Genomic DNA, 20,482 nt, shown 5'->3' on the forward strand with positions numbered 1-20,482 from the left:
GAGCAGGATCGATGAAAAAATTATTGACGATGAATGAATTGACTATACCTGAAATTGAAAGAATTCTAGACGAGGCTGAGGGATTTGCCAATGGCTCGGGATGGAATCCTAAACAGCAGACCACAGTTGCCAATCTCTTCTTTGAACCAAGCACACGTACAAAATCAAGCTTTGAAATGGCTGAAAGAAAACTGGGCCTTGAGGTCATTCCTTTTGATGCGGGTACATCATCCGTGTTAAAAGGCGAAACCTTATATGACACTGTTAAAACGTTAGAAGCGATAGGCATCAATGCCTTGATCATCCGTCATGAGCAGGATAATTATTTTGACGAATTGAAAGGGAGGATAAGGATCCCGATAATCAATGCAGGGGATGGATGCGGGAATCATCCAACCCAGTCATTACTGGACTTATTGACGATAAAACAAGAGTTTAAAAGTTTCGAAGGTCTGAAAATTGCGATAATCGGGGATGTCAGGCATAGTCGGGTTGCGAAATCGAATGCAGAAGCATTAACTCGATTAGGAGCGAATGTCGTATTTTCAGGTCCGCCTGAATGGTTTGACAGAACAAACAGTTTAGGAAGGTATGAAGACATCGATCAAGCGGTAGCTACTTCGGATGTGGTCATGCTGCTCAGAATCCAGCATGAAAGGCATAATGAAAAATACGATCAGGCAAACGGAAATTATCTCGAAAGTTTCGGCCTGACCAAACAACGTGAAAAAAATATGAAACCGGATGCGATCATCATGCATCCTGCACCAATAAACCGCGGTGTTGAAATAGACAGTGATTTAGTCGAATGCAGCCGCTCAAGAATTTTCAAACAAATGGAAAATGGCGTGTTCATCAGAATGGCCGTATTAAAAAATGTGCTTGAACAATCTGAAGGGGGAATCATCCATGAAAACCGTAATCAAAAATGGAGTATTGCTAGATAATCAAAACTCATTCAAAAAAGCGGACATCGAAATAGAAGGAAAGGTCATCACAAAAATCGGCGAGAACCTGGCTACGGAAAATTGTAAGGTAGTTGACGCTGAAGGGTTACTCATTACATCGGGATTTATTGACCTGCATGTCCATTTACGCGAACCGGGCGGTGAACACAAGGAAACAATCGCAAGTGGAACGCTTGCAGCGGCAAGAGGCGGTTTCACTACTGTAGCGGCGATGCCTAATACTCGGCCCGTTCCTGATACAGTGGAAAACCTTGAAGCGCTTAACCGGAAAATTGAAGAAACGGCGCATGTCCGGGTACTCCCTTATGCATCCATAACGATTAGGGAAGCTGGCAAGGAATTGACCGACTTTTCTTCATTAAAACAAACGGGTGCTTTCGCCTTTACGGACGATGGCGTAGGAATTCAAGAAGCTGGGATGATGCTGGAGGCCATGAAGCGGGCAGCCGCTCAGGATATGGCCATAGTTGCTCATTGTGAAGATAATAGCTTAATCAATAAAGGCTCCGTCCATGAAGGAAGATTCTCAAAGGAACAGGGGATCAATGGAATTCCGTCGGTATGTGAAGCTGTACATATTGCCCGGGATATCCTCCTTGCGGAAGCGGCGGATTGCCATTATCACGTTTGTCATATATCCACGAAGGAATCGGTTAGAACGGTAAGGGATGCCAAACGCGCCGGTATCCGGGTCACAGCCGAAGTTACACCGCATCACTTATTATTGTGTGAAGATGATATACCGGGACTTGATACGAATTATAAAATGAACCCGCCTTTAAGGGGCCGTGAAGATCGGGACGCGTTGATAGAAGGACTGCTTGACGGAACCATCGATTTTATAGCAACAGACCATGCCCCGCATGCGGCTGAGGAAAAGGCGCAGGGAATGCAGCTAGCACCTTTCGGAATAGTAGGATTGGAAACGGCCTTCCCGCTGCTTTATACCGAATTGGTCAAAAAGGGCGTCTTAACATTAAAGCAATTAGTCGATTTCCTGACAATCAAACCGTCTGAATGTTTCTCCCTTCCATATGGAGAGCTTAAAGAAGGTGCTACTGCCGATATCGTGCTCATCGATTTGGAAACGGAAAAAGAAATCAATAATGAAGAGTTTGCTTCAAAAGGGAAAAATACACCTTTTAATGAAAAGAAATGTTATGGCTGGCCAGTCATGACGATTGCAGAAGGAAAAACAGCTTGGGAAAAAGGACGTGTTCAAGGATGAAAAGACAGCTTATTTTAGAAGATGGAACGGTTTTCCTTGGGGAAGCATTCGGAGGGGACGTAGAAAAAATAGGTGAAGTCGTTTTTAACACAGGAATGACAGGATACCAGGAGATTCTATCCGATCCATCTTATTGCGGTCAAATCGTTACACTTACGTATCCATTGATCGGGAACTACGGGATAAACCGGGATGACTTTGAATCCATCAATCCAGCGATAGCAGGATTCGTTGTTAAGGAAACAGCAGAACTTCCTTCTAACTGGCGAAGCCAAACATCCCTAGATGAATATCTGAAAATGAAGAACATACCTGGAATAAGCGGAATCGATACGAGAAAGCTGACAAGGATCATCAGGAAATCAGGTGCACTTAAAGGAGCGCTCTGCAATATCAATAAAGATGCAAAAGAGGTTGTTTCCCAGTTGAAAGCAACGGTGATTCCTTCTAATCAAGTGAAACAGGTTTCAACAAAATCACCTTATTCTAGCCCGGGCAGAGGCCCGCGGGTAGTTCTTGTAGACTATGGCATGAAGCATGGGATTTTACGTGAGTTGACGAAGCGCGGCTGTGATGTCGTGGTTGTGCCTTATAACGTCACTGCCGAGGAAGTGATGCAATATCATCCAGATGGTGTGATGCTTTCAAACGGTCCTGGGGATCCGAAAAGTGTTCATGAGACACTTGAAATGATCCGTACAATCCAAACGCAAGTGCCATTATTTGGAATCTGTTTAGGACATCAATTATTCGCACTTGCAAACGGGGCGGATACGGAAAAATTAAAATTCGGCCATCGAGGTTCAAATCATCCGGTTAAAGACCTTCGCACCGGGAAGATATCCATCACATCTCAAAATCATGGATATACAGTAGAAGAGTTTTCAATTGAAAAGACTGATCTTATTGTGACACATACAGCATTGAATGACGATACGATTGAAGGACTGCGCCATAAAAAATATCCAGCTTTCACCGTACAATATCACCCGGAAGCATCACCAGGGCCGGAAGACGCAAACTACTTATTCAATGAATTCTTACAAATGATTGAAGCTGCAAACACCAAGGGGGAAAAAACATGCCAAAACGCACTGATATAAAAAGCATCCTAGTAATTGGTTCCGGTCCGATCGTCATCGGACAGGCCGCCGAGTTCGATTATGCAGGAACCCAAGCATGTATAGCCTTAAAAGAAGAAGGTTATCGAGTGATCCTGATCAACTCCAACCCTGCCACAATCATGACTGACAGTGAAATGGCTGATGCGGTCTATATCGAACCGATCACATTGGAATTTGTCAGCAAAATCATTCGTAAAGAGCGCCCGGATGCACTGTTACCTACCTTGGGCGGACAGACTGGCCTGAACATGGCTGTCGAACTTGCCGAAGCGGGAATTCTTGAAGAATGCAATGTACAGATCCTTGGGACGAAACTTTCCGCCATCCAACAAGCGGAAGATCGTGACCTGTTCCGTACCCTCATGAACGATCTTGGAGAACCAGTACCAGACAGCGACATCATTCATAACTTGGAAGAGGCTTATACATTCGTGGAACGAGTCGGCTATCCGGTCATTGTTCGTCCTGCCTTCACGCTTGGCGGAACAGGCGGTGGGATTTGTGATGACGAAGAGCAACTGATTGAGATTGTTGAGGGTGGCCTGAAAAGCAGTCCAGTTCACCAATGTCTGCTAGAGAAGAGCATTGCCGGGTTCAAAGAAGTTGAATATGAAGTGATGCGTGATTCCAATGATAATGCAATAGTTGTATGTAATATGGAAAACTTCGACCCTGTCGGTGTCCATACTGGCGATTCGATAGTTGCCGCACCTAGCCAAACTTTAAGTGACAGAGAATATCAAATGCTCAGAAATACGTCTTTGAAGATTATCCGTGCCTTGAAAATTGAAGGTGGATGCAATGTTCAGCTTGCGCTAGATCCAAACAGCTATCAATATTATGTCATTGAAGTGAACCCAAGGGTCAGCCGTTCGTCGGCACTTGCTTCAAAAGCAACAGGTTATCCAATTGCAAAGCTTGCAGCAAAGATAGCAGTTGGTTTGACGCTTGATGAAATGATGAACCCGGTCACAGGTAAAACCTATGCGAGCTTTGAACCGGCCCTGGACTATGTCGTTACAAAGATTCCGCGCTGGCCTTTTGATAAGTTCGAAAGCGCCAACCGCAGGCTCGGGACACAAATGAAAGCGACCGGAGAAGTCATGGCAATCGGCCGTACATTCGAAGAATCCATCTTAAAAGCTGTTCGTTCCCTTGAAGCGGGTATATACCATCTTGAATTGAATGACGAGTTTGAGGATGAAAAAATAGAGAAACGGATCCGAAAAGCTGGAGATGAACGGTTATTCTATATCGGCGAAGCATTAAGAAGAGGGAAGACGATCGAAACCATTCACGAATGGAGCGAGATCGATTTATTCTTCTTGCATAAGTTGAAAAAGATAATCGACTTTGAAAAGGAACTTAAAGAACATTCCTTTGATAGTGAAGTATTGCAAAAGGCTAAAGAACTAGGGTTTTCTGACAAAACGATTGCAGAAATCTGGGAAGTTCCCGAAATTGACGTCTATGAGTACCGGAAAAAGCAAGGGATCATCCCTGTTTACAAAATGGTCGATACATGTGCTGCCGAGTTCGAATCGGAAACACCGTATTTTTATGGAACTTACGAAGATGAAAATGAATCCATCGTTACTGACAAGAAAAGTGTCATTGTTCTGGGGTCTGGCCCAATTCGGATAGGGCAAGGAGTAGAGTTTGATTATGCGACCGTACATTCGGTATGGGCAATTAAAGAAGCGGGATATGAAGCGATCATCATTAACAACAATCCCGAAACAGTTTCAACGGACTTCAGTATCTCCGACAAACTTTATTTCGAACCATTGACTCTTGAAGATGTCATGCATGTCATCGATTTGGAAAAACCAGAAGGGGTCATCGTCCAGTTTGGCGGACAGACAGCGATTAACCTTGCAGATGGTCTTGTTGAAAGAGGAGTGAAGATCCTTGGTACTTCACTTGAAGACCTGGATAGGGCGGAAAATCGTAATAAATTCGAAAAGGCACTTAAGGATTTAGGCATTCCGCAGCCAAAAGGTAAAACCGCAACATCGGTTGATGAAGCGATCGTCATTGCCGAAGACATTGGTTACCCGGTATTAGTAAGGCCATCGTACGTACTCGGAGGAAGAGCGATGGAAATCGTCTATAAACAAGAGGAATTGCTGCATTACATGAAAAATGCCGTGAAAATAAATCCAGATCATCCTGTCCTGATAGACCGCTACTTGACGGGTAAGGAAGTCGAAGTCGATGGCATTTCCGATGGCGAAACGGTCGTTATCCCAGGGATCATGGAGCATATCGAACGTGCCGGCGTCCATTCCGGTGATTCGATTGCAGTCTATCCGCCTCAAAATTTAACGGAAAAACAAAAAGAAGTAATCATCGACTATACGACCCGATTGGCAAAAGGCTTGAATATAATTGGTCTCTTGAACATTCAATATGTCATCAGCAATGAAGAAGTGTATGTCATTGAAGTAAATCCACGTTCTAGCCGAACCGTTCCATTCTTAAGTAAAATTACGAATGTGCCGATGGCTAACTTAGCAACGAAGGTCATCTTGGGCCACTCGCTTGAAAGCCAAGGTTACCAATCAGGATTAGTGCCAGAACAATCTGGGGTCTATGTGAAAGTGCCGGTCTTCTCTTTTGCGAAATTAAGAGGTGTGGACATTTCGCTTGGACCTGAAATGAAATCGACTGGTGAAGTAATGGGGAAAGATAGCACACTTGAAAAGGCTTTATATAAAGGCCTGGTCGCTTCCGGCTTCAAAATTGAAGGGCATGGTTCGGTCTTATTGACGATATCCGATAAAGATAAGCAAGAGGCGCTGCTTTTAGCAAGACGTTTCCATAATATCGGTTTCAAGCTGATAGCCACCAGCGGAACTGCTGCCCTATTGGAGCAATCCGGCATCCCGACTGCAATTGTCGGTAAAATTGGCGAAGAAGGTACAAACCTACTGGATGTTATCCGAAACGGGGATGCACAATTTGTCATTAACACTTTGACCAAAGGAAAGCAGCCGGAACGCGATGGTTTTAGAATCCGACGTGAATCGGTTGAAAATGGAGTGACATGCCTAACATCACTCGATACGGCAGAAGCCATTTTAAGAGTGATAGAATCCATGACCTTCTCGGCAGAAGCGATGGGAAAAACGGAAATAAGTCGTGAGGTGAGCTATATATGATCAAGAAGGAAAGAATGAAGGTGTTAACTCATAAAGAACTGGCTCCATCCATCTTTGAACTTACTCTGCAAGGTGAATTGGTTTCAGAGATGAAGCAACCAGGCCAGTTTGTCCAAGTCAAGACAACAGATGGTACTGAGCCATTGTTAAGACGCCCGATTTCAATTTCTTCTTATAATGGCAGTGAAAAACAGTTCACGATGATTTATAGGGCTGAAGGTAAAGGAACAACGTTGTTATCACAGCGTAAACAAGCAGAAGCGGTCGATATCCTTGGTCCCCTTGGCAATGGATTTCCCGTTCATGAAGCGAAGAAGGGCGAAACAGCGTTATTGGTTGGTGGTGGGATTGGTGTCCCGCCCCTGTATCAATTATCACAGATGTTGGTTGCGAATGGTGTCAGGGTAATCCATGTATTGGGCTTCCAGACCAAGTCAGCCATCTTTTATGAAAAAGAGTTTAGTGAATTAGGTGATACCCATATTGCCACAGTGGATGGTTCATATGGGATAAAAGGATTTGTTACGACTGTGATTGACAACCTGGAGCAGGAGTTTGCAACGATCTTTTCATGCGGCCCTACACCAATGTTAAAAGCATTGGAAGCGGGCTATCGTGAGAAAAAACTTTTCTTGTCCCTCGAGGAAAGGATGGGTTGCGGCATCGGTGCATGCTTTGCCTGCGTATGTCATACAGGGGATGATCCAACTGGTTTCAGTTATAAAAAGGTATGCAGTGATGGACCCGTATTCCGGGCAGGAGAGGTGCTATTATGAACAGGCTTTCAGTTGAGTTACCAGGATTACACTTGAAAAACCCGGTCATGCCAGCATCTGGATGCTTTGGTTTCGGCCGTGAATACAGTCAATTTTTCGACTTGGATATTCTTGGAGCGATCATGATCAAAGCGACCACTCCTGAACCGAGGTTCGGTAACCCGACTCCGCGTGTAGCGGAGACCTCTTCGGGAATGCTGAACGCCATCGGGCTGCAGAATCCAGGTTTAGAAAAGGTCATCAGTGAAGAACTGGCATGGCTAGGTGGGTATGATGTCCCAATCATCGCCAACGTTGCGGGTTCACAAATAGCTGACTATGTAAAGGTAGCCAGTGACATTAGTAAGGTCGGGAATGTAAAAGCACTCGAATTGAATATCTCTTGTCCGAATGTAAAAGAAGGAGGCATAGCTTTCGGGACGGTACCGGAAGTTGCCAAAGAGGTAACCAAGGCGGTCAAGGAAGTATCTTCGGTTCCTGTATATGTAAAGCTTTCACCGAATGTCAGTAACATTGTGGAAATGGCCAAAGCTGTAGAAGAAGGCGGAGCCGACGGGTTGACAATGATAAACACATTAGTCGGCATGCGATTGGATTTAAAAACTGGCAGGCCGATCCTTTCGAACAGAACGGGTGGGTTATCTGGTCCTGCAATAAAACCGGTTGCTCTCCGGATGATTTATGAGGTAAGCCAGCAAGTGTCGATTCCAATAATCGGAATGGGCGGAATCGCTACAGCAGAAGACGTCATTGAATTTTTCTATGCAGGTGCCAGTGCTGTGGCGGTGGGAACTGCCAACTTCGTGGATCCCTTCGTATGCCCGACCATCATAGAAGATTTACCGAAATTGTTGGATGAGCTGGGATTTGACCATATCTCAGAATGTACCGGAAGGAGCTGGAAGCAGAATGAAGCAGTCATTAATTATCGCTCTTGATTTCCCTGATCTCATTCAAACAGAGAGATTCCTTAAACAGTTCCCCTCGGAAAAACTTGCTGTAAAAGTGGGGATGGAATTATTTTATCAGAATGGACCATCAATTATTTCTTTCGTAAAAGAGCAAGGCCACGATGTGTTTTTGGACTTGAAGCTTCATGATATTCCGAATACTGTCAAAATGGCCATGACAGGTTTGGCAACTTTAGGAGCTGACATGGTCAATGTACATGCGGCGGGTGGCCAAAAGATGATGGAAGCAGCTATGGAGGGTCTTGATAAAGGAACGTCCGCTGGTAAAAAGCGTCCGTTATGCATAGGGGTTACCCAACTGACTAGCACGTCACAAGAACAAATGAATGATGAGCAAAACATTGCCGGATCTCTGGAGGATTCGGTCCTCCATTATGCAAAACTTACTCAACAGGCTGGATTGGATGGCGTCGTCTGTTCCACACATGAAGTAAAGAACATACATGAACGCATCGGACATGAATTCTTAACGGTCACACCTGGAATCCGAAGTGCAGGTGGACAGACGCATGATCAAAAGAGAATTGCCACGCCTGAACAGGCAAGGGATTTTGGAGCGGATGCCATCGTTGTAGGGAGAGCCATAACGGGGGCGAAAGATCCATTAAGGGCGTATTTGGATATGAAAGCAGCTTGGGAGGGAATATCATGATAAATCAAAAGATAGCTGAACATTTATTGGAAATAAAAGCAGTGTACCTACAGCCGAATGACCCCTTTACTTGGGCATCAGGAATTCAATCACCCATTTATTGCGACAACCGCTTAACCCTTTCATACCCAGAGGTTCGCAATGAAATAGCGGAAGGTTTGAAAGGATTGATTGAACAGCATTTCCCTGAGGTTGAACTGATCGCAGGCACTGCAACTGCTGGCATTCCGCATGCTGCTTGGGTGAGTGAAAAATTAAATGCACCGATGTGCTATGTCCGCTCGAAAGCTAAAGAGCACGGAAAGGGTAATCAAATCGAAGGCCGCGCTGTTCCAGGACAAAAAGTGGTTGTTGTGGAAGACTTGATTTCAACCGGCGGCAGTGTGATTACTGCTGTTAACGCGTTGAAAGAAGCTGGTTGTGATGTTCTTGGAGTCGTTTCGATCTTTACTTACGAATTGGAAAAGGGAAAAGAAAAATTCGATGCTGCGGGCATCACTAACCACTCGTTGAGTGACTACTCGACTTTGATAAAAGTCGCTAATGAAAAAGGGTATATCACAGAAGATGAATTGGAAAAGTTGAAAAAATGGCGGGAGAATCCGGCAGATACCGCTTGGATTTCAGCATGAAAATAGAGGTGACCCAATCACACAGGATTGGGCCACCTCTATTTATTTATATACCATTCAATCCTTTACCGCTTCCTTTAAGCGAATGACGATATCGGCATCTGGTGTAATATATACGGTCTGCTGTTGCTCATAAATCACGAAACCGGGCTTTGAGCCATTCGGTTTCTTAACATGGCGAACTTGTGTGAAGTCAACGGGCACTGAGCTCGATTGCTTTGCTTTACTGAAGAAAGCTGCTAATACGGCTGCCTCTTTTATCGTTTTTTCACTTGGTGATTCATTTCGAATCACAACATGGGATCCAGGGATATCTTTGGTATGAAGCCATATTTCATCACGGCGTGCAAACTTATTCGTTAGATAATCATTTTGTTTATTATTTTTTCCGACAAAAATGAGATCTCCATCCGTAGCATAATATGTTTCAAGCTGCGGTTTTGCATTTGCAGGCTTTTTCATGCCTTTTTTCTTTTTTTGCCGAATGTACCCTTCTTCCTGAAGTTCTTCGCGAATCTCCTCTATATCTTTGGGTGAAGCTGATTGGAGCTGCTGATGCAAGGCTTCAAAGTAGGTCAATTCCAATTTTGTCTTTTCAATTTGTTCTTGAACGACACCGACTGCATTTTTGGACTTTTGGTATCTAGAGAAGTACTTTTGTGCATTATCGGATGGATTTTTTAAGGGGTCAAGCGGAATGGTGACCGTATTCTGTTCTTCATCATAATAATTGACGACTTCGATTTCCTTCATGCCTTTTTTCATTTGATATAGATTAGCTGTAAGCAGTTCACCGAATAATTGATACTGTTCTCCCCGTTCCGTATCTTTTAATGTACGTTCGAGCTTGCCGATTTTTTTTGAGTTCTTTTCGATTTCATTGGAAATGAAACGTTCTACATCCTGACTCTTTTGCTTAACTCGATCTCGTTCTGCCTTTCCGAAATAATAGCGGTCGAGCATCTCGCTTAATGAAGAAAACGTACGCTGTTTTCCTGTTAGATGCTCTAGTGAAAGCATATAAAAAACTTCTTTATTGCCATCTTGTTTGATCGACGCAGCATATTTATGTTCCGAGATTTCTTGGATAAGGCCTGAAAAAGCTAATGGAAGGGTGGTGCTGTTGGCTAATCCAGCCCGGTAAACGGCTTCCTTTGCAACCAATGGTGAAATTCCTGAAAAATGGGCAACAAGCTGTCGATCTAGTTTTCCTGCATTGAAGTCAATATTCTTCCTAATATCGTCTTCAGTAGCATTGAAGGGATTATCCTTTGCTTGTGCGGGTGGCACCTTATATTCCTGGCCTGGCAATATCGCCCGATAACTGTTCACGGCATGGGAAACATGCTTAATGCTGTCTAAAATCATATTCCGTTCTTTATCGACTAAAACAATGTTGCTGTGACGCCCCATAATTTCAATGATTAATTGCTTTTGAGAGACATCGCCAAGCTCATTGCGGCCCTTCACCTCAAAAATGATCATCCTATCAAGTTCATACTGATAAATATCTTCTATCGTATAGCCTTCGAGGTGCTTTCTAAGAAGCATGCAGAACATGGGTGCTTCTTTAGGATTTTCATAACTTTCCTCGGTCAATTGCACCCTTGAATAACTTGGGTGTGCCGATAATAAGAGCTTATGGTTCTTACCTCCAGCACGAACAACCAGTATTACTTCATTTTTATAAGGCTGATGTACTTTATTGATTCGTCCACCTTTTAATAAAGAAGCGATTTCTTCCGTCATCGCTTTCGTAAATAATCCATCAAATGACATTCTATTTTTACTTCCTTTACATAAGATTTTCTAAGATACTCATTTTGCTAGGCGTTAGCAATGCATCAGGGCTGTCCATTATAGCTGTAGCGAACTGGGTGAAAAGCTGCAGTTCAGGTATATTGAATGGATGCTTTTTGTTAGGTTCCTGAGATTAATTGCAAATTTAGACCATTCATCATTAATGGCGGTCGTTCATTCATTATATTATCCGAATCGTTCTTCTTTCCGCAATTCTGTTTAATTATAGCATTATTTTGGACGAGTCTGAATAATCATGGAAGAAGAGCAGGTTGTTTTATGTATCGGTAAGCAGGCAGGTGTTGGATGAGTAAAGCAAAGAGCGCCTGTTGAGATGTATACAGGAGCCTATTTCATTCTATTCAAAGGGATGTGTGATACTTGATGGAGTTCAAGGAAATGAATAATCAAGAAATGGAGAAAGCGCTTCAAACAAACGTTACACACGGTTTGGACGATGATGAAGTAAAGGACAGGCTGCGTAAGCATGGCTTTAACGAATTGAAGGAAGGAGAAAAACAGTCTGCCATTCTTTTATTTTTCGCCCAATTCAAAGATTTCATGGTCATAGTTTTACTTGCCGCGACATTGGTCTCAGGGATATTAGGTGAATATATCGATGCGATTGCCATCATGGCGATTGTTTTTTTGAATGGATTACTTGGGTTTTTTCAAGAACGGAAGGCAGAAAAATCCCTGGATGCCCTAAAGGAAATGGCAGCGCCGCAAGTTAACGTTCTTCGGGATGGCCAATGGCTGAAAATCCCTTCAAGAGAAGTCGTTATAGGGGATATCCTGAAATTCTCGAGCGGTGACCGAATTGGTGCCGATTTACGGATCATCGACCATTCAAGCCTTGAAATAGAAGAGTCTGCACTTACCGGCGAGTCTCTTCCCGCCGTTAAATGTTCCGATCCGTTGATGAATGAGGTCGAAGGTATTGGTGATCAGGAAAATATGGCTTTTATGGGAACGATGGTTACAAGAGGAAATGGAGTCGGAATCGTAATCGCTACAGGTATGAACACGGCGATGGGCAAGATTGCGGACCTCCTGCAGACTGCAGAAACAAAAGAAACACCTCTTCAACGGAGGTTGGAGCAGCTAGGGAAAATTTTGATCGTCACGGCTTTAATATTAACCGTAATCGTGGTCCTGACTGGCGTCATTCAAGGGCATGACCTCTATACGATGTTTTTGGCCGGGGTATCCTTGGCTGTTGCAGCGATTCCCGAAGGCTTGCCAGCCATTGTGACCGTAGCCTTGTCTTTAGGCGTTCAGCGTATGATCAAACAAAAAGCGATAGTCCGCAAGCTTCCTGCCGTAGAAACGCTTGGCTGCGCAACGGTGATTTGCTCAGATAAGACAGGTACACTGACACAAAACAAAATGACAGTGACGAAGGTTTGGAGTGGAGGAAAAACTTGGAATGTCGGCGGGACTGGTTATAATCCTGTCGGAGAGTTTTCTTTAAATGGAGTTTCAGTTGCCCCGAAAAACCATAATGCCTTGCTTCAAATGATTACTTTCGGCATGCTCTGTAACAAAGCTGAGTTAAACGAGAATGGTAAACAATTTATATTGGACGGTGATCCGACAGAAGGGGCGATGTTGGTCGCAGCCATGAAAGCGGGTTTGACGAGGGAACACTTGTCTAAGAAGTTTACGATAGTCAAGGAGTTTCCATTTGACTCGAGCCGCAAAATGATGAGTGTCATAGTGAAGGATGAAAAAGATAATCATTTCGTCATCGTAAAAGGGGCACCTGACGTATTGATCGCCCAGTCCGACACGATTCTTTGGGAAGGAAAGTCGGAAATATTGAATCAGAGGAGTATGGAAAGGGTGCAACAGGACATGAATGAGCTTGCCTCACAGGCACTTCGAATGATTGCCGTTGGTTATAAACCCCTTTCAAAAGGAACGATTTTGCTTCATGAAACCGAAGCTGAGCACAATTTAACCTTCATGGGACTGCAGGGCATGATCGATCCCCCACGTCCGGAAGTGAAGCAGGCAGTTAAGGAATGCCGGGATGCCGGGATCAAAACTGTCATGATTACTGGCGACCATGTCATAACCGCAAAGGCAATAGCTAAAGAACTTGGTATTTTAAAAGGAAAAGACCGTGTACTTGAAGGACGGCAATTGGCGGACATGGAAGTCGGGGAACTTGAGGAAGTTGTTGAAAGTGTTTCGGTATTTGCCCGCGTTTCCCCGGAACATAAGTTAAAAATAGTAAAAGCCTTGCAAAATAAAGGACATGTCGTTGCAATGACAGGGGATGGTGTCAATGATGCACCTGCGATAAAATCAGCGGATATCGGTATATCCATGGGTATCACGGGGACTGATGTCGCTAAGGAAGCTTCCTCCTTGATTTTGGTTGACGATAATTTTGCCACCATTAAATCGGCCATCAAAGAAGGCAGGAATATTTATGAAAACATAAGGAAGTTCATCCGTTATTTGCTTGCCTCAAATGTTGGGGAGATTTTGGTCATGTTTTTTGCGATGCTATGTGCCTTGCCACTGCCTTTGATACCAATCCAGATCTTATTCGTAAACCTTGTTACGGACGGACTGCCTGCGATGGCGTTGGGCTTGGATTCGGCAGAAGAAGATGTAATGAAAAGAAATCCACGAAATGCTAACGAAGGTGTTTTCGGAAGAGGGCTTGGCTGGAAAATCATCTCACGCGGTTTTCTGATTGGGATATCTACATTGATAGCATTTTATGTGGTATACCGTTCAAATCCGGATAACCTTGCTTATGCACAAACAATCGCATTCGCTACCCTGGTATTAGCTCAACTAATACATGTTTTCGATTGCCGAAGTGAACGTTCGATCTTCTCGAGAAACCCATTCGGTAACCTATATCTAGTCGGGGCGGTACTGTCCTCCCTATTATTAATGATTGCCGTCATGTATGTGCAGCCCTTGCAAACAATCTTCCATACGGTACCGATTTCGGGAAGGGATTGGCTATTGGTAATAGGAATGGCATCGATCCCAACTTTTTTACTGGCTGGAACCTTTTTAGCAAGAAAAGCACAATGAAATATGATATAATCTTTAAGGTGGTAGAGTCTTGCTCTATTGCCTTTTTATTTTTTTGTAGTATTTTATTTGTAAGCTAAAGTTTTCGTGCTGTAGCTATTATATAAATGAATGTAAACGTCAAATTACTACATTATGTTTGATAGGATGTGGAACCATGGTTACCAGTATGACGGGCTATGGAAGAGAAGAAGCGGAAAACGAACAGGTCAAGATTTTTGCCGAAATTAAGACAGTGAACCATCGTTTTTGTGAATATACGATTCGAATGCCGCGCCAGCTTTTGGTTTTGGAAGAAAAGGTGAAGAAAAAGGCGAATCAATACATAAGAAGGGGACGGGTGGAAATCTTCATTACTGTGGAAGGTGAGAGCCTGGTTTCCAAAAAGGTGAAGATCGATTGGGATCTTGCTGATCAATATGTGGGTTTGATGGATGAAGTCAAGGGAAAATACAATCTGGAAAGTTCCATTACATTACAGGATATGCTGCAACTTGAGTCGATTTTCGTGACGGAAGAAGTACCTGCGGTTCCTGTAGTTTTGGAATCCCTGTTATTGAAGGCTGTTACGGGGGCATTGGAAAATCTGAAAAAAATGCGGACTCTGGAAGGTCAGGAACTGGCCTTGGACATGAAACACCAGCTTGAAAAGTTTGGTGAGATTGTTGCAGGAGTCAAAAACTATGCACCTTCAGTCGTCGGGAAATATAAAGCCCGGTTGGAAATCAAGCTAGCCGAGTTGACGGAGGGATTGATTGAAGATAGCCGTATTGTGACGGAAGCGGCCATTTTCGCTGATAAATGTGATATAAATGAAGAACTGACCAGACTCGAAAGCCATATACAGCAATTTTCAAGGACGCTTACCCATAGTGAACCAATTGGAAGAAAACTCGACTTCCTTGTTCAGGAAATGAACAGGGAAGTCAATACGATTGGATCAAAGGCAAATGATTCGGCCATTACCAAAGAAGTGGTGGAAATGAAAAGTCTGCTTGAAAAATTAAAGGAACAGGTTCAAAATATCGAGTAGTCGGTTTATGATGAACCTAACAAGGTGACAATAGAATATGAATGGGGGACAAAAATGTCAATTAAGCTCATTAATATTGGTTTTGGGAATATCGTTTCCGCAAACCGGATCGTATCCATCGTGAGCCCTGAATCGGCTCCGATTAAAAGGATTATCCAAGACGCCCGAGACCGCGGATCCTTAATAGATGCTACATATGGTAGAAGAACTAGGGCCGTTATAATTACAGACAGCGACCATGTCATCTTATCTGCCGTTCAACCGGAAACGGTTGCCGCACGGCTTCAAGATAGAGATGACAGCGTAGAAGAGGGGTAACTGAAACAATATGAGAGAAAAAGGTTTATTAATCGTTTTGTCCGGTCCATCCGGTGTTGGTAAAGGAACAGTAAGGAAGGCGATTTTTTCCCAGCCTGGAACGGCATTTGAATATTCAATTTCGATGACGACACGGCTGCCTCGCCATGGAGAAGTGGACGGAGTGGATTATTTCTTCAAAAAACGCGAGGAATTCGAAGCACTGATCGAAGAAGGAAAATTGCTGGAATATGCTGAGTTCGTCGGTAATTATTATGGAACACCGGTGGATTATGTCCGTGAAACAATTGATTCCGGAAAAGATGTATTTCTGGAAATTGAAGTTCAAGGAGCTAAACAGGTCAGGGAGAAATTCCCTGAAGGACTTTTCATTTTCCTTGCTCCTCCAAGCTTGACTGAGCTTGAAAGCCGCATCGTTACTCGCGGAACCGAGACGGAGGAAGCGATAAAAGGTCGGATGAAAGTGGCCAAGGAAGAAATAGAACTTATGGATCTTTATGATTATGTTGTAGAAAATGATCATGTGGATGCCGCATGTGCTAGAATTAATGCAATTGTGATTGCCGAGCATTGCCGTCGGGAAAGAGTTGCTGTTTTATATAAAAAAATGTTGGAGGCGGAATAAACTATGTTATATCCATCAATTGATTCACTATTACTTAAAATCGATTCAAAATACTCGCTTGTATCAGTGGCAGCTAAACGTGCCAGGGAAATGCAAATTAAAGATAATTGCCTTATAACCAAACCGGTCTCCCATAAATCCGTAGGTCGTGCCCTTGAAGAAATTCATTCAGGTAAATTGACTTACGATAATTCTTACGAAGAAAACTAAGAGAACACATAAGCTTGACCTATCGGGCCTGACACCCTAAAGCAAACAGGATGCGTTACATTTGGAAAGTTGCTTCCTTCCTGCGGCCAAGGTGTCAGGCCTGTTTGTTTTGATTTTTCAAAAGTAACGGAAGAATTGATCTAGCGGGGAAAGAGATGGATTGTTTACGGAAATCCATATATTTATTGCGCATTTCAAATGAAATTTCTTCTGTTATGCTTCATAATTGATAAAAATAGAATGTATAGTTAGGGGAAATTTGCATGCTTATCGATAAAAAAGTACTTCTTTGTGTCACCGGCGGGATTGCTGTATATAAGGCTGCTGCCCTGACAAGTAAATTAACTCAGGAAGGAGCGCATGTTAAAGTGATCATGAGTGAATCGGCACGTAAGTTCGTGACGCCGCTCACTTTTCAAGCACTTTCGAGAAATGATGTGTACACAGATACATTTGATGAGAAGGATTCTTCAGTCATTGCCCACATCGACTTGGCTGATTGGGCTGACATCATACTTTTGGCTCCAGCTACAGCGAATGTCATTGGCAAGGTAGCCAATGGCATCGCGGATGATATGATCACGACCACACTTCTGGCAACGGAGGCACCAGTTTGGGTAGCGCCGGCAATGAACGTCCATATGTACGCCCACCCAGCGGTTCAGAAAAACATGGAGACACTTCGTACGTTCGGATATCAATTCATTGAACCGGGTGAAGGGTATTTGGCTTGCGGTTATGTAGGGAAGGGACGATTGGAGGAACCGGAAACAATTGTCGAACAGCTCAATCTTTATTTCGGTGAACGGAAATCACAGCCTCAGCCACTAAAGGGAAAGAAATATTTGATAACGGCAGGACCGACTCGTGAAGCAATTGATCCGGTGCGTTACGTGACGAATCATTCCAGTGGGAAAATGGGCTATGCCCTAGCTGAGCAGGCAATTGAAATGGGCGCTGAGGTGACATTGATTACTGGCCCAGTGAATTTGATGCCACCTTCCAAGGCTAGAGTAATACCTGTGGAATCGGCAGCAGATATGTACGATGAGGTATTCGATCAGTTCGATACCAGTGACGTCGTAATCATGACGGCTGCGGTGGCGGATTATAAACCGAAGATTTTTCATGCTCAAAAGATGAAAAAGCAGCCAGGGGAAAATGTGATTGAATTTGAACGGACAAAGGATATCCTTAAGGAACTCGGTGAGAATAAAACCCATCAGATCTTGGTGGGATTTGCGGCGGAAACCAACAACGTTGAAGAATACGCAAGAGGGAAATTAGTGAAAAAGAATGCAGATATGATCGTTGCCAATAATGTTACCATCGCAGGGGCAGGGTTTGGAACGGATACGAACATCGTGACCATTTACGATAAAGATGGAAGTGCTACCGAACTTCCAAAAATGAGTAAAGCGGATATAGCTAAAAGCATCCTGGCAGAAGTATCTCGCATGCAAAAGGAATGATGTCTTATGGATATTGCATCCGTCATCGTGGATGTACCTGCTAAACAAACGGATCGAGAATTTGACTATCGCATACCTGAAAAGTGGAACCAAGTCATTAAGCCCGGCATGCGAGTCATCGTGCCATTCGGTCCAAGAATGGTGCAGGGATTCATCACCGGTTTAAAAGCTGAAAGCGACTTTGCGAAATTACGCTATATAAAAGAACCAATGGATTTGGAGCCCATCCTTAATGATGAATTGCTTAAGCTTGGTGACTGGTTGACCAAAGAGGCCATGTGTTTTAAAATTTCAGCGCTTCAGGCCATGCTTCCGGCAGCGATGAAAGCGAAATATGAAAAAGTGATCAATGTCATAGAAGATAAAAAGAATCAGCTCCCGCCCTTCATTCAAAATCTTTTCGGAAAGAACGATTCAATATCTTGGAAAGAAGTGATAGAAGGGGAGAATGCCTCCCTTTTTCAAAAGGAAATACAAAATGGCAATCTAGAGCTCGTGTATAATGTGAAAAACCGTCTTAACAAGAAGACCGTCCGTGTCATTAAATCTTTGCTTTCCTCTAAGGAACTGACAGAAATGGCGTCGTCCATTTCCAGTCATGCAAAAAAACAGCAGGAACTCCTTCAATACTTTATAGAACATCAAGAGCCCGTTCCGTTAAAAGAATTGCTTGAATTGATCAATACATCAAGCGGTACGGTCAAAGCCCTAGTGTCAAAAGGGGCCTTGGCGGAAATGGATCAGGAAATATACCGTGACCCTTATGAGAACCGTGTGTTCGAAAAATCCAATCCCTTTACTTTAACGGATGAACAAGCGGCTGCCTTGAAGCCCATCCATGAGAAAATACATCATGATGAACATGATGTTTTCCTTTTATATGGTGTAACCGGCAGCGGGAAGACGGAAGTGTATCTGCAGGCAATTGCCTCTGTCATTGAAAAAGGGAAGGAAGCCATCATGCTGGTACCTGAAATCTCCTTGACGCCACAAACGGTGAAGAGGTTCAAGGAACGATTCGGGGAGCAGGTTGCTGTCATGCATAGCGGTTTATCCGTAGGTGAAAAATATGATGAATGGCGGAAAATTCACCGTAAAGAGGTAAAAGTGGTGGTGGGCGCACGTTCAGCCGTATTCGCTCCGTTTGAAAACCTGGGACTGGTCATCATTGATGAAGAGCACGAATCCAGTTATAAGCAGGAAGAAACGCCAAGGTACCATGCCAGGGACGTTGCAATTGAAAGAGCAAAATCATATAAGTGTCCGGTTATACTTGGTAGCGCCACTCCGACACTTGAATCTTTTGCTCGAGCCAAGAAAAACGTTTATAAATTACTGACCCTTAGCCAGAGGATGAATAAAAATGCATTGCCAGCAGTCGATATTGTAGATATGAGGGAAGAACTAAGGACCGGGAATCGTTCCATGTTTTCGGAGCTGCTCTTCACCAAGCTGAAAGACCGGCTTGAGAAGGGGGAGCAAACCGTCTTGATGCTAAATAAACGGGGACATTCTTCCTTTGTGATGTGTCGAAGCTGTGGATTGGTCATCAACTGCCCTAATTGTGACATTTCACTCACCTATCATCGCTTTAATGATATAATGAAATGCCATTATTGTGGATTTGAAGAGGGAATGCCTTCCGTTTGCCCAGAATGCGAAAGTGAACATATAAGGTTCTTCGGTACAGGCACTCAAAAGGTTGAAGAAGAGCTTGCGAAAATCCTCCCTGATGCACGGGTAATAAGAATGGATGTCGACACGACGAGTAAGAAGGGTTCACATGAGCGGTTGCTGAATGCCTTTGGTGAAGGGAAGGCCGATATATTGCTAGGCACTCAAATGATTGCCAAGGGCCTTGATTTTCCTAATATCACACTTGTTGGAGTCCTTTCAGCGGATACGATGCTCCATCTGCCTGATTTCCGTTCTTCGGAAAAGACATTCCAGCTGCTGACACAGGTCAGCGGAAGGGCAGGACGTCATCAGCTTCCGGGAGAAGTGGTCATCCAAACCTATACGCCTGAGCACTACAGCATCGAGCTTTCTGCCTTGCAGGATTATGATGCTTTTTATGAACGGGAGATGCATCTGCGCAGGCAAAGTCATTACCCTCCATATTATTACGTTGTCCTTATAACCGTTTCACATGAAGACTTAATGAAGACGGTGAGTGTCACTGAAAAAATCACCAATTATTTAGGCTCACGATTGAATCGGGATTCTATCGTTCTCGGTCCCGTTGCTTCACCCATTAGTCGAATCAACAATAGATATCGTTATCAATGTCTGATAAAATACAGACGAGAGCCGGACCTTAATCAGCATTTACGTACACTTTTAGAGCATTATCAAAAAGAAACGGCTCAAAATCATCTGCAGATTTCAATAGATTTAAATCCACAGATCATGATGTAATTGTTTAGGCGATGGATGATTACCGCGA

General features: G+C 43.6%; 16 protein-coding genes. 15 read left to right on the top strand and 1 reads right to left on the bottom strand.

The genetic code is table 11. The features are described from left to right. Positions 1-11 precede the first annotated feature (11 nt). Genes QUF78_RS08680 through pyrE form a run of 8 tightly spaced genes read left to right on the top strand, consistent with a single transcriptional unit; the run spans position 12 to position 9,515 of the window. Positions 12-947: an aspartate carbamoyltransferase catalytic subunit gene (locus tag QUF78_RS08680; protein ID WP_289324345.1), complete on the top strand. Its 936-nt coding sequence runs from the start codon at positions 12-14 to the stop codon at positions 945-947. After that, positions 910-2,196 (top strand): dihydroorotase, encoded by a 1,287-nt coding sequence (locus QUF78_RS08685; protein ID WP_289317211.1) that lies wholly within the window; start codon positions 910-912, stop codon positions 2,194-2,196. Before QUF78_RS08680 ends, QUF78_RS08685 begins: the two co-directional genes overlap by 38 nt. Beyond that, on the top strand, positions 2,193-3,299 hold the full coding sequence (locus tag QUF78_RS08690; protein ID WP_289324346.1) for a carbamoyl phosphate synthase small subunit: 1,107 nt from the start codon (positions 2,193-2,195) through the stop codon (positions 3,297-3,299). The genes QUF78_RS08685 and QUF78_RS08690 overlap by 4 nt, the downstream gene beginning before the upstream one ends. After that, entirely contained in the window at positions 3,278-6,484 is a 3,207-nt protein-coding gene (gene carB, locus QUF78_RS08695) for a carbamoyl-phosphate synthase large subunit (protein ID WP_289324347.1), read from the top strand. The genes QUF78_RS08690 and carB overlap by 22 nt, the downstream gene beginning before the upstream one ends. Then, on the top strand, positions 6,481-7,260 hold the full coding sequence (locus QUF78_RS08700; protein WP_289324348.1) for a dihydroorotate dehydrogenase electron transfer subunit: 780 nt from the start codon (positions 6,481-6,483) through the stop codon (positions 7,258-7,260). Before carB ends, QUF78_RS08700 begins: the two co-directional genes overlap by 4 nt. Then, positions 7,257-8,198 (top strand): dihydroorotate dehydrogenase, encoded by a 942-nt coding sequence (locus tag QUF78_RS08705; RefSeq protein WP_289317208.1) that lies wholly within the window; start codon positions 7,257-7,259, stop codon positions 8,196-8,198. The genes QUF78_RS08700 and QUF78_RS08705 overlap by 4 nt, the downstream gene beginning before the upstream one ends. Continuing rightward, the gene (gene pyrF / locus QUF78_RS08710) at positions 8,170-8,883 is read left to right on the top strand and encodes an orotidine-5'-phosphate decarboxylase (RefSeq protein ID WP_289317207.1); all 714 of its coding nucleotides are present in this window, start codon (positions 8,170-8,172) and stop codon (positions 8,881-8,883) included. The genes QUF78_RS08705 and pyrF overlap by 29 nt, the downstream gene beginning before the upstream one ends. Further along, positions 8,880-9,515, top strand: a complete 636-nt coding sequence (gene pyrE, locus QUF78_RS08715; RefSeq protein WP_370014377.1) for an orotate phosphoribosyltransferase — start codon at positions 8,880-8,882, stop codon at positions 9,513-9,515. The genes pyrF and pyrE overlap by 4 nt, the downstream gene beginning before the upstream one ends. A 57-nt stretch (positions 9,516-9,572) precedes the next feature. Here pyrE and QUF78_RS08720 read toward each other — a convergent pair whose 3' ends face one another. Next, the gene (locus tag QUF78_RS08720; RefSeq protein ID WP_289324349.1) at positions 9,573-11,294 is read right to left on the bottom strand and encodes an Rqc2 family fibronectin-binding protein; all 1,722 of its coding nucleotides are present in this window, start codon (positions 11,292-11,294) and stop codon (positions 9,573-9,575) included. A gap of 405 nt (positions 11,295-11,699) precedes the next feature. On the opposite strand from QUF78_RS08720, the gene QUF78_RS08725 reads away from it, so the two are divergent. The 7 genes from QUF78_RS08725 (at position 11,700) to priA (ending at position 20,454) form a co-directional block, all read left to right on the top strand. Beyond that, a complete protein-coding gene (locus QUF78_RS08725; RefSeq protein ID WP_289327271.1) occupies positions 11,700-14,378 on the top strand; it encodes a calcium-translocating P-type ATPase, SERCA-type in 2,679 nt (892 codons plus the stop codon). Between the two features lie 157 nt (positions 14,379-14,535). Next, positions 14,536-15,411 (top strand): YicC/YloC family endoribonuclease, encoded by an 876-nt coding sequence (locus QUF78_RS08730; protein ID WP_289324350.1) that lies wholly within the window; start codon positions 14,536-14,538, stop codon positions 15,409-15,411. A gap of 54 nt (positions 15,412-15,465) precedes the next feature. Beyond that, positions 15,466-15,729 (top strand): extracellular matrix/biofilm regulator RemA, encoded by a 264-nt coding sequence (remA, locus tag QUF78_RS08735; RefSeq protein WP_034313813.1) that lies wholly within the window; start codon positions 15,466-15,468, stop codon positions 15,727-15,729. A gap of 10 nt (positions 15,730-15,739) precedes the next feature. After that, positions 15,740-16,354: a guanylate kinase gene (gene gmk / locus QUF78_RS08740; RefSeq protein WP_034313809.1), complete on the top strand. Its 615-nt coding sequence runs from the start codon at positions 15,740-15,742 to the stop codon at positions 16,352-16,354. A gap of 3 nt (positions 16,355-16,357) precedes the next feature. Continuing rightward, the gene (gene rpoZ, locus QUF78_RS08745; RefSeq protein WP_101224607.1) at positions 16,358-16,564 is read left to right on the top strand and encodes a DNA-directed RNA polymerase subunit omega; all 207 of its coding nucleotides are present in this window, start codon (positions 16,358-16,360) and stop codon (positions 16,562-16,564) included. A gap of 263 nt (positions 16,565-16,827) precedes the next feature. Then, a complete protein-coding gene (coaBC, locus tag QUF78_RS08750; RefSeq protein ID WP_289324351.1) occupies positions 16,828-18,036 on the top strand; it encodes a bifunctional phosphopantothenoylcysteine decarboxylase/phosphopantothenate--cysteine ligase CoaBC in 1,209 nt (402 codons plus the stop codon). A 6-nt stretch (positions 18,037-18,042) separates the two neighbouring features. Then, positions 18,043-20,454 carry a primosomal protein N' gene (gene priA, locus QUF78_RS08755; protein WP_289324352.1) on the top strand — a complete coding sequence of 804 codons (2,412 nt, stop codon included), beginning with the start codon at positions 18,043-18,045 and terminating at the stop codon, positions 20,452-20,454. Positions 20,455-20,482: the final 28 nt, after the last annotated feature.

It is taken from the genome of Peribacillus sp. ACCC06369 (genome assembly GCF_030348945.1).
In the GTDB taxonomy this organism is placed as follows: domain Bacteria; phylum Bacillota; class Bacilli; order Bacillales; family DSM-1321; genus Peribacillus.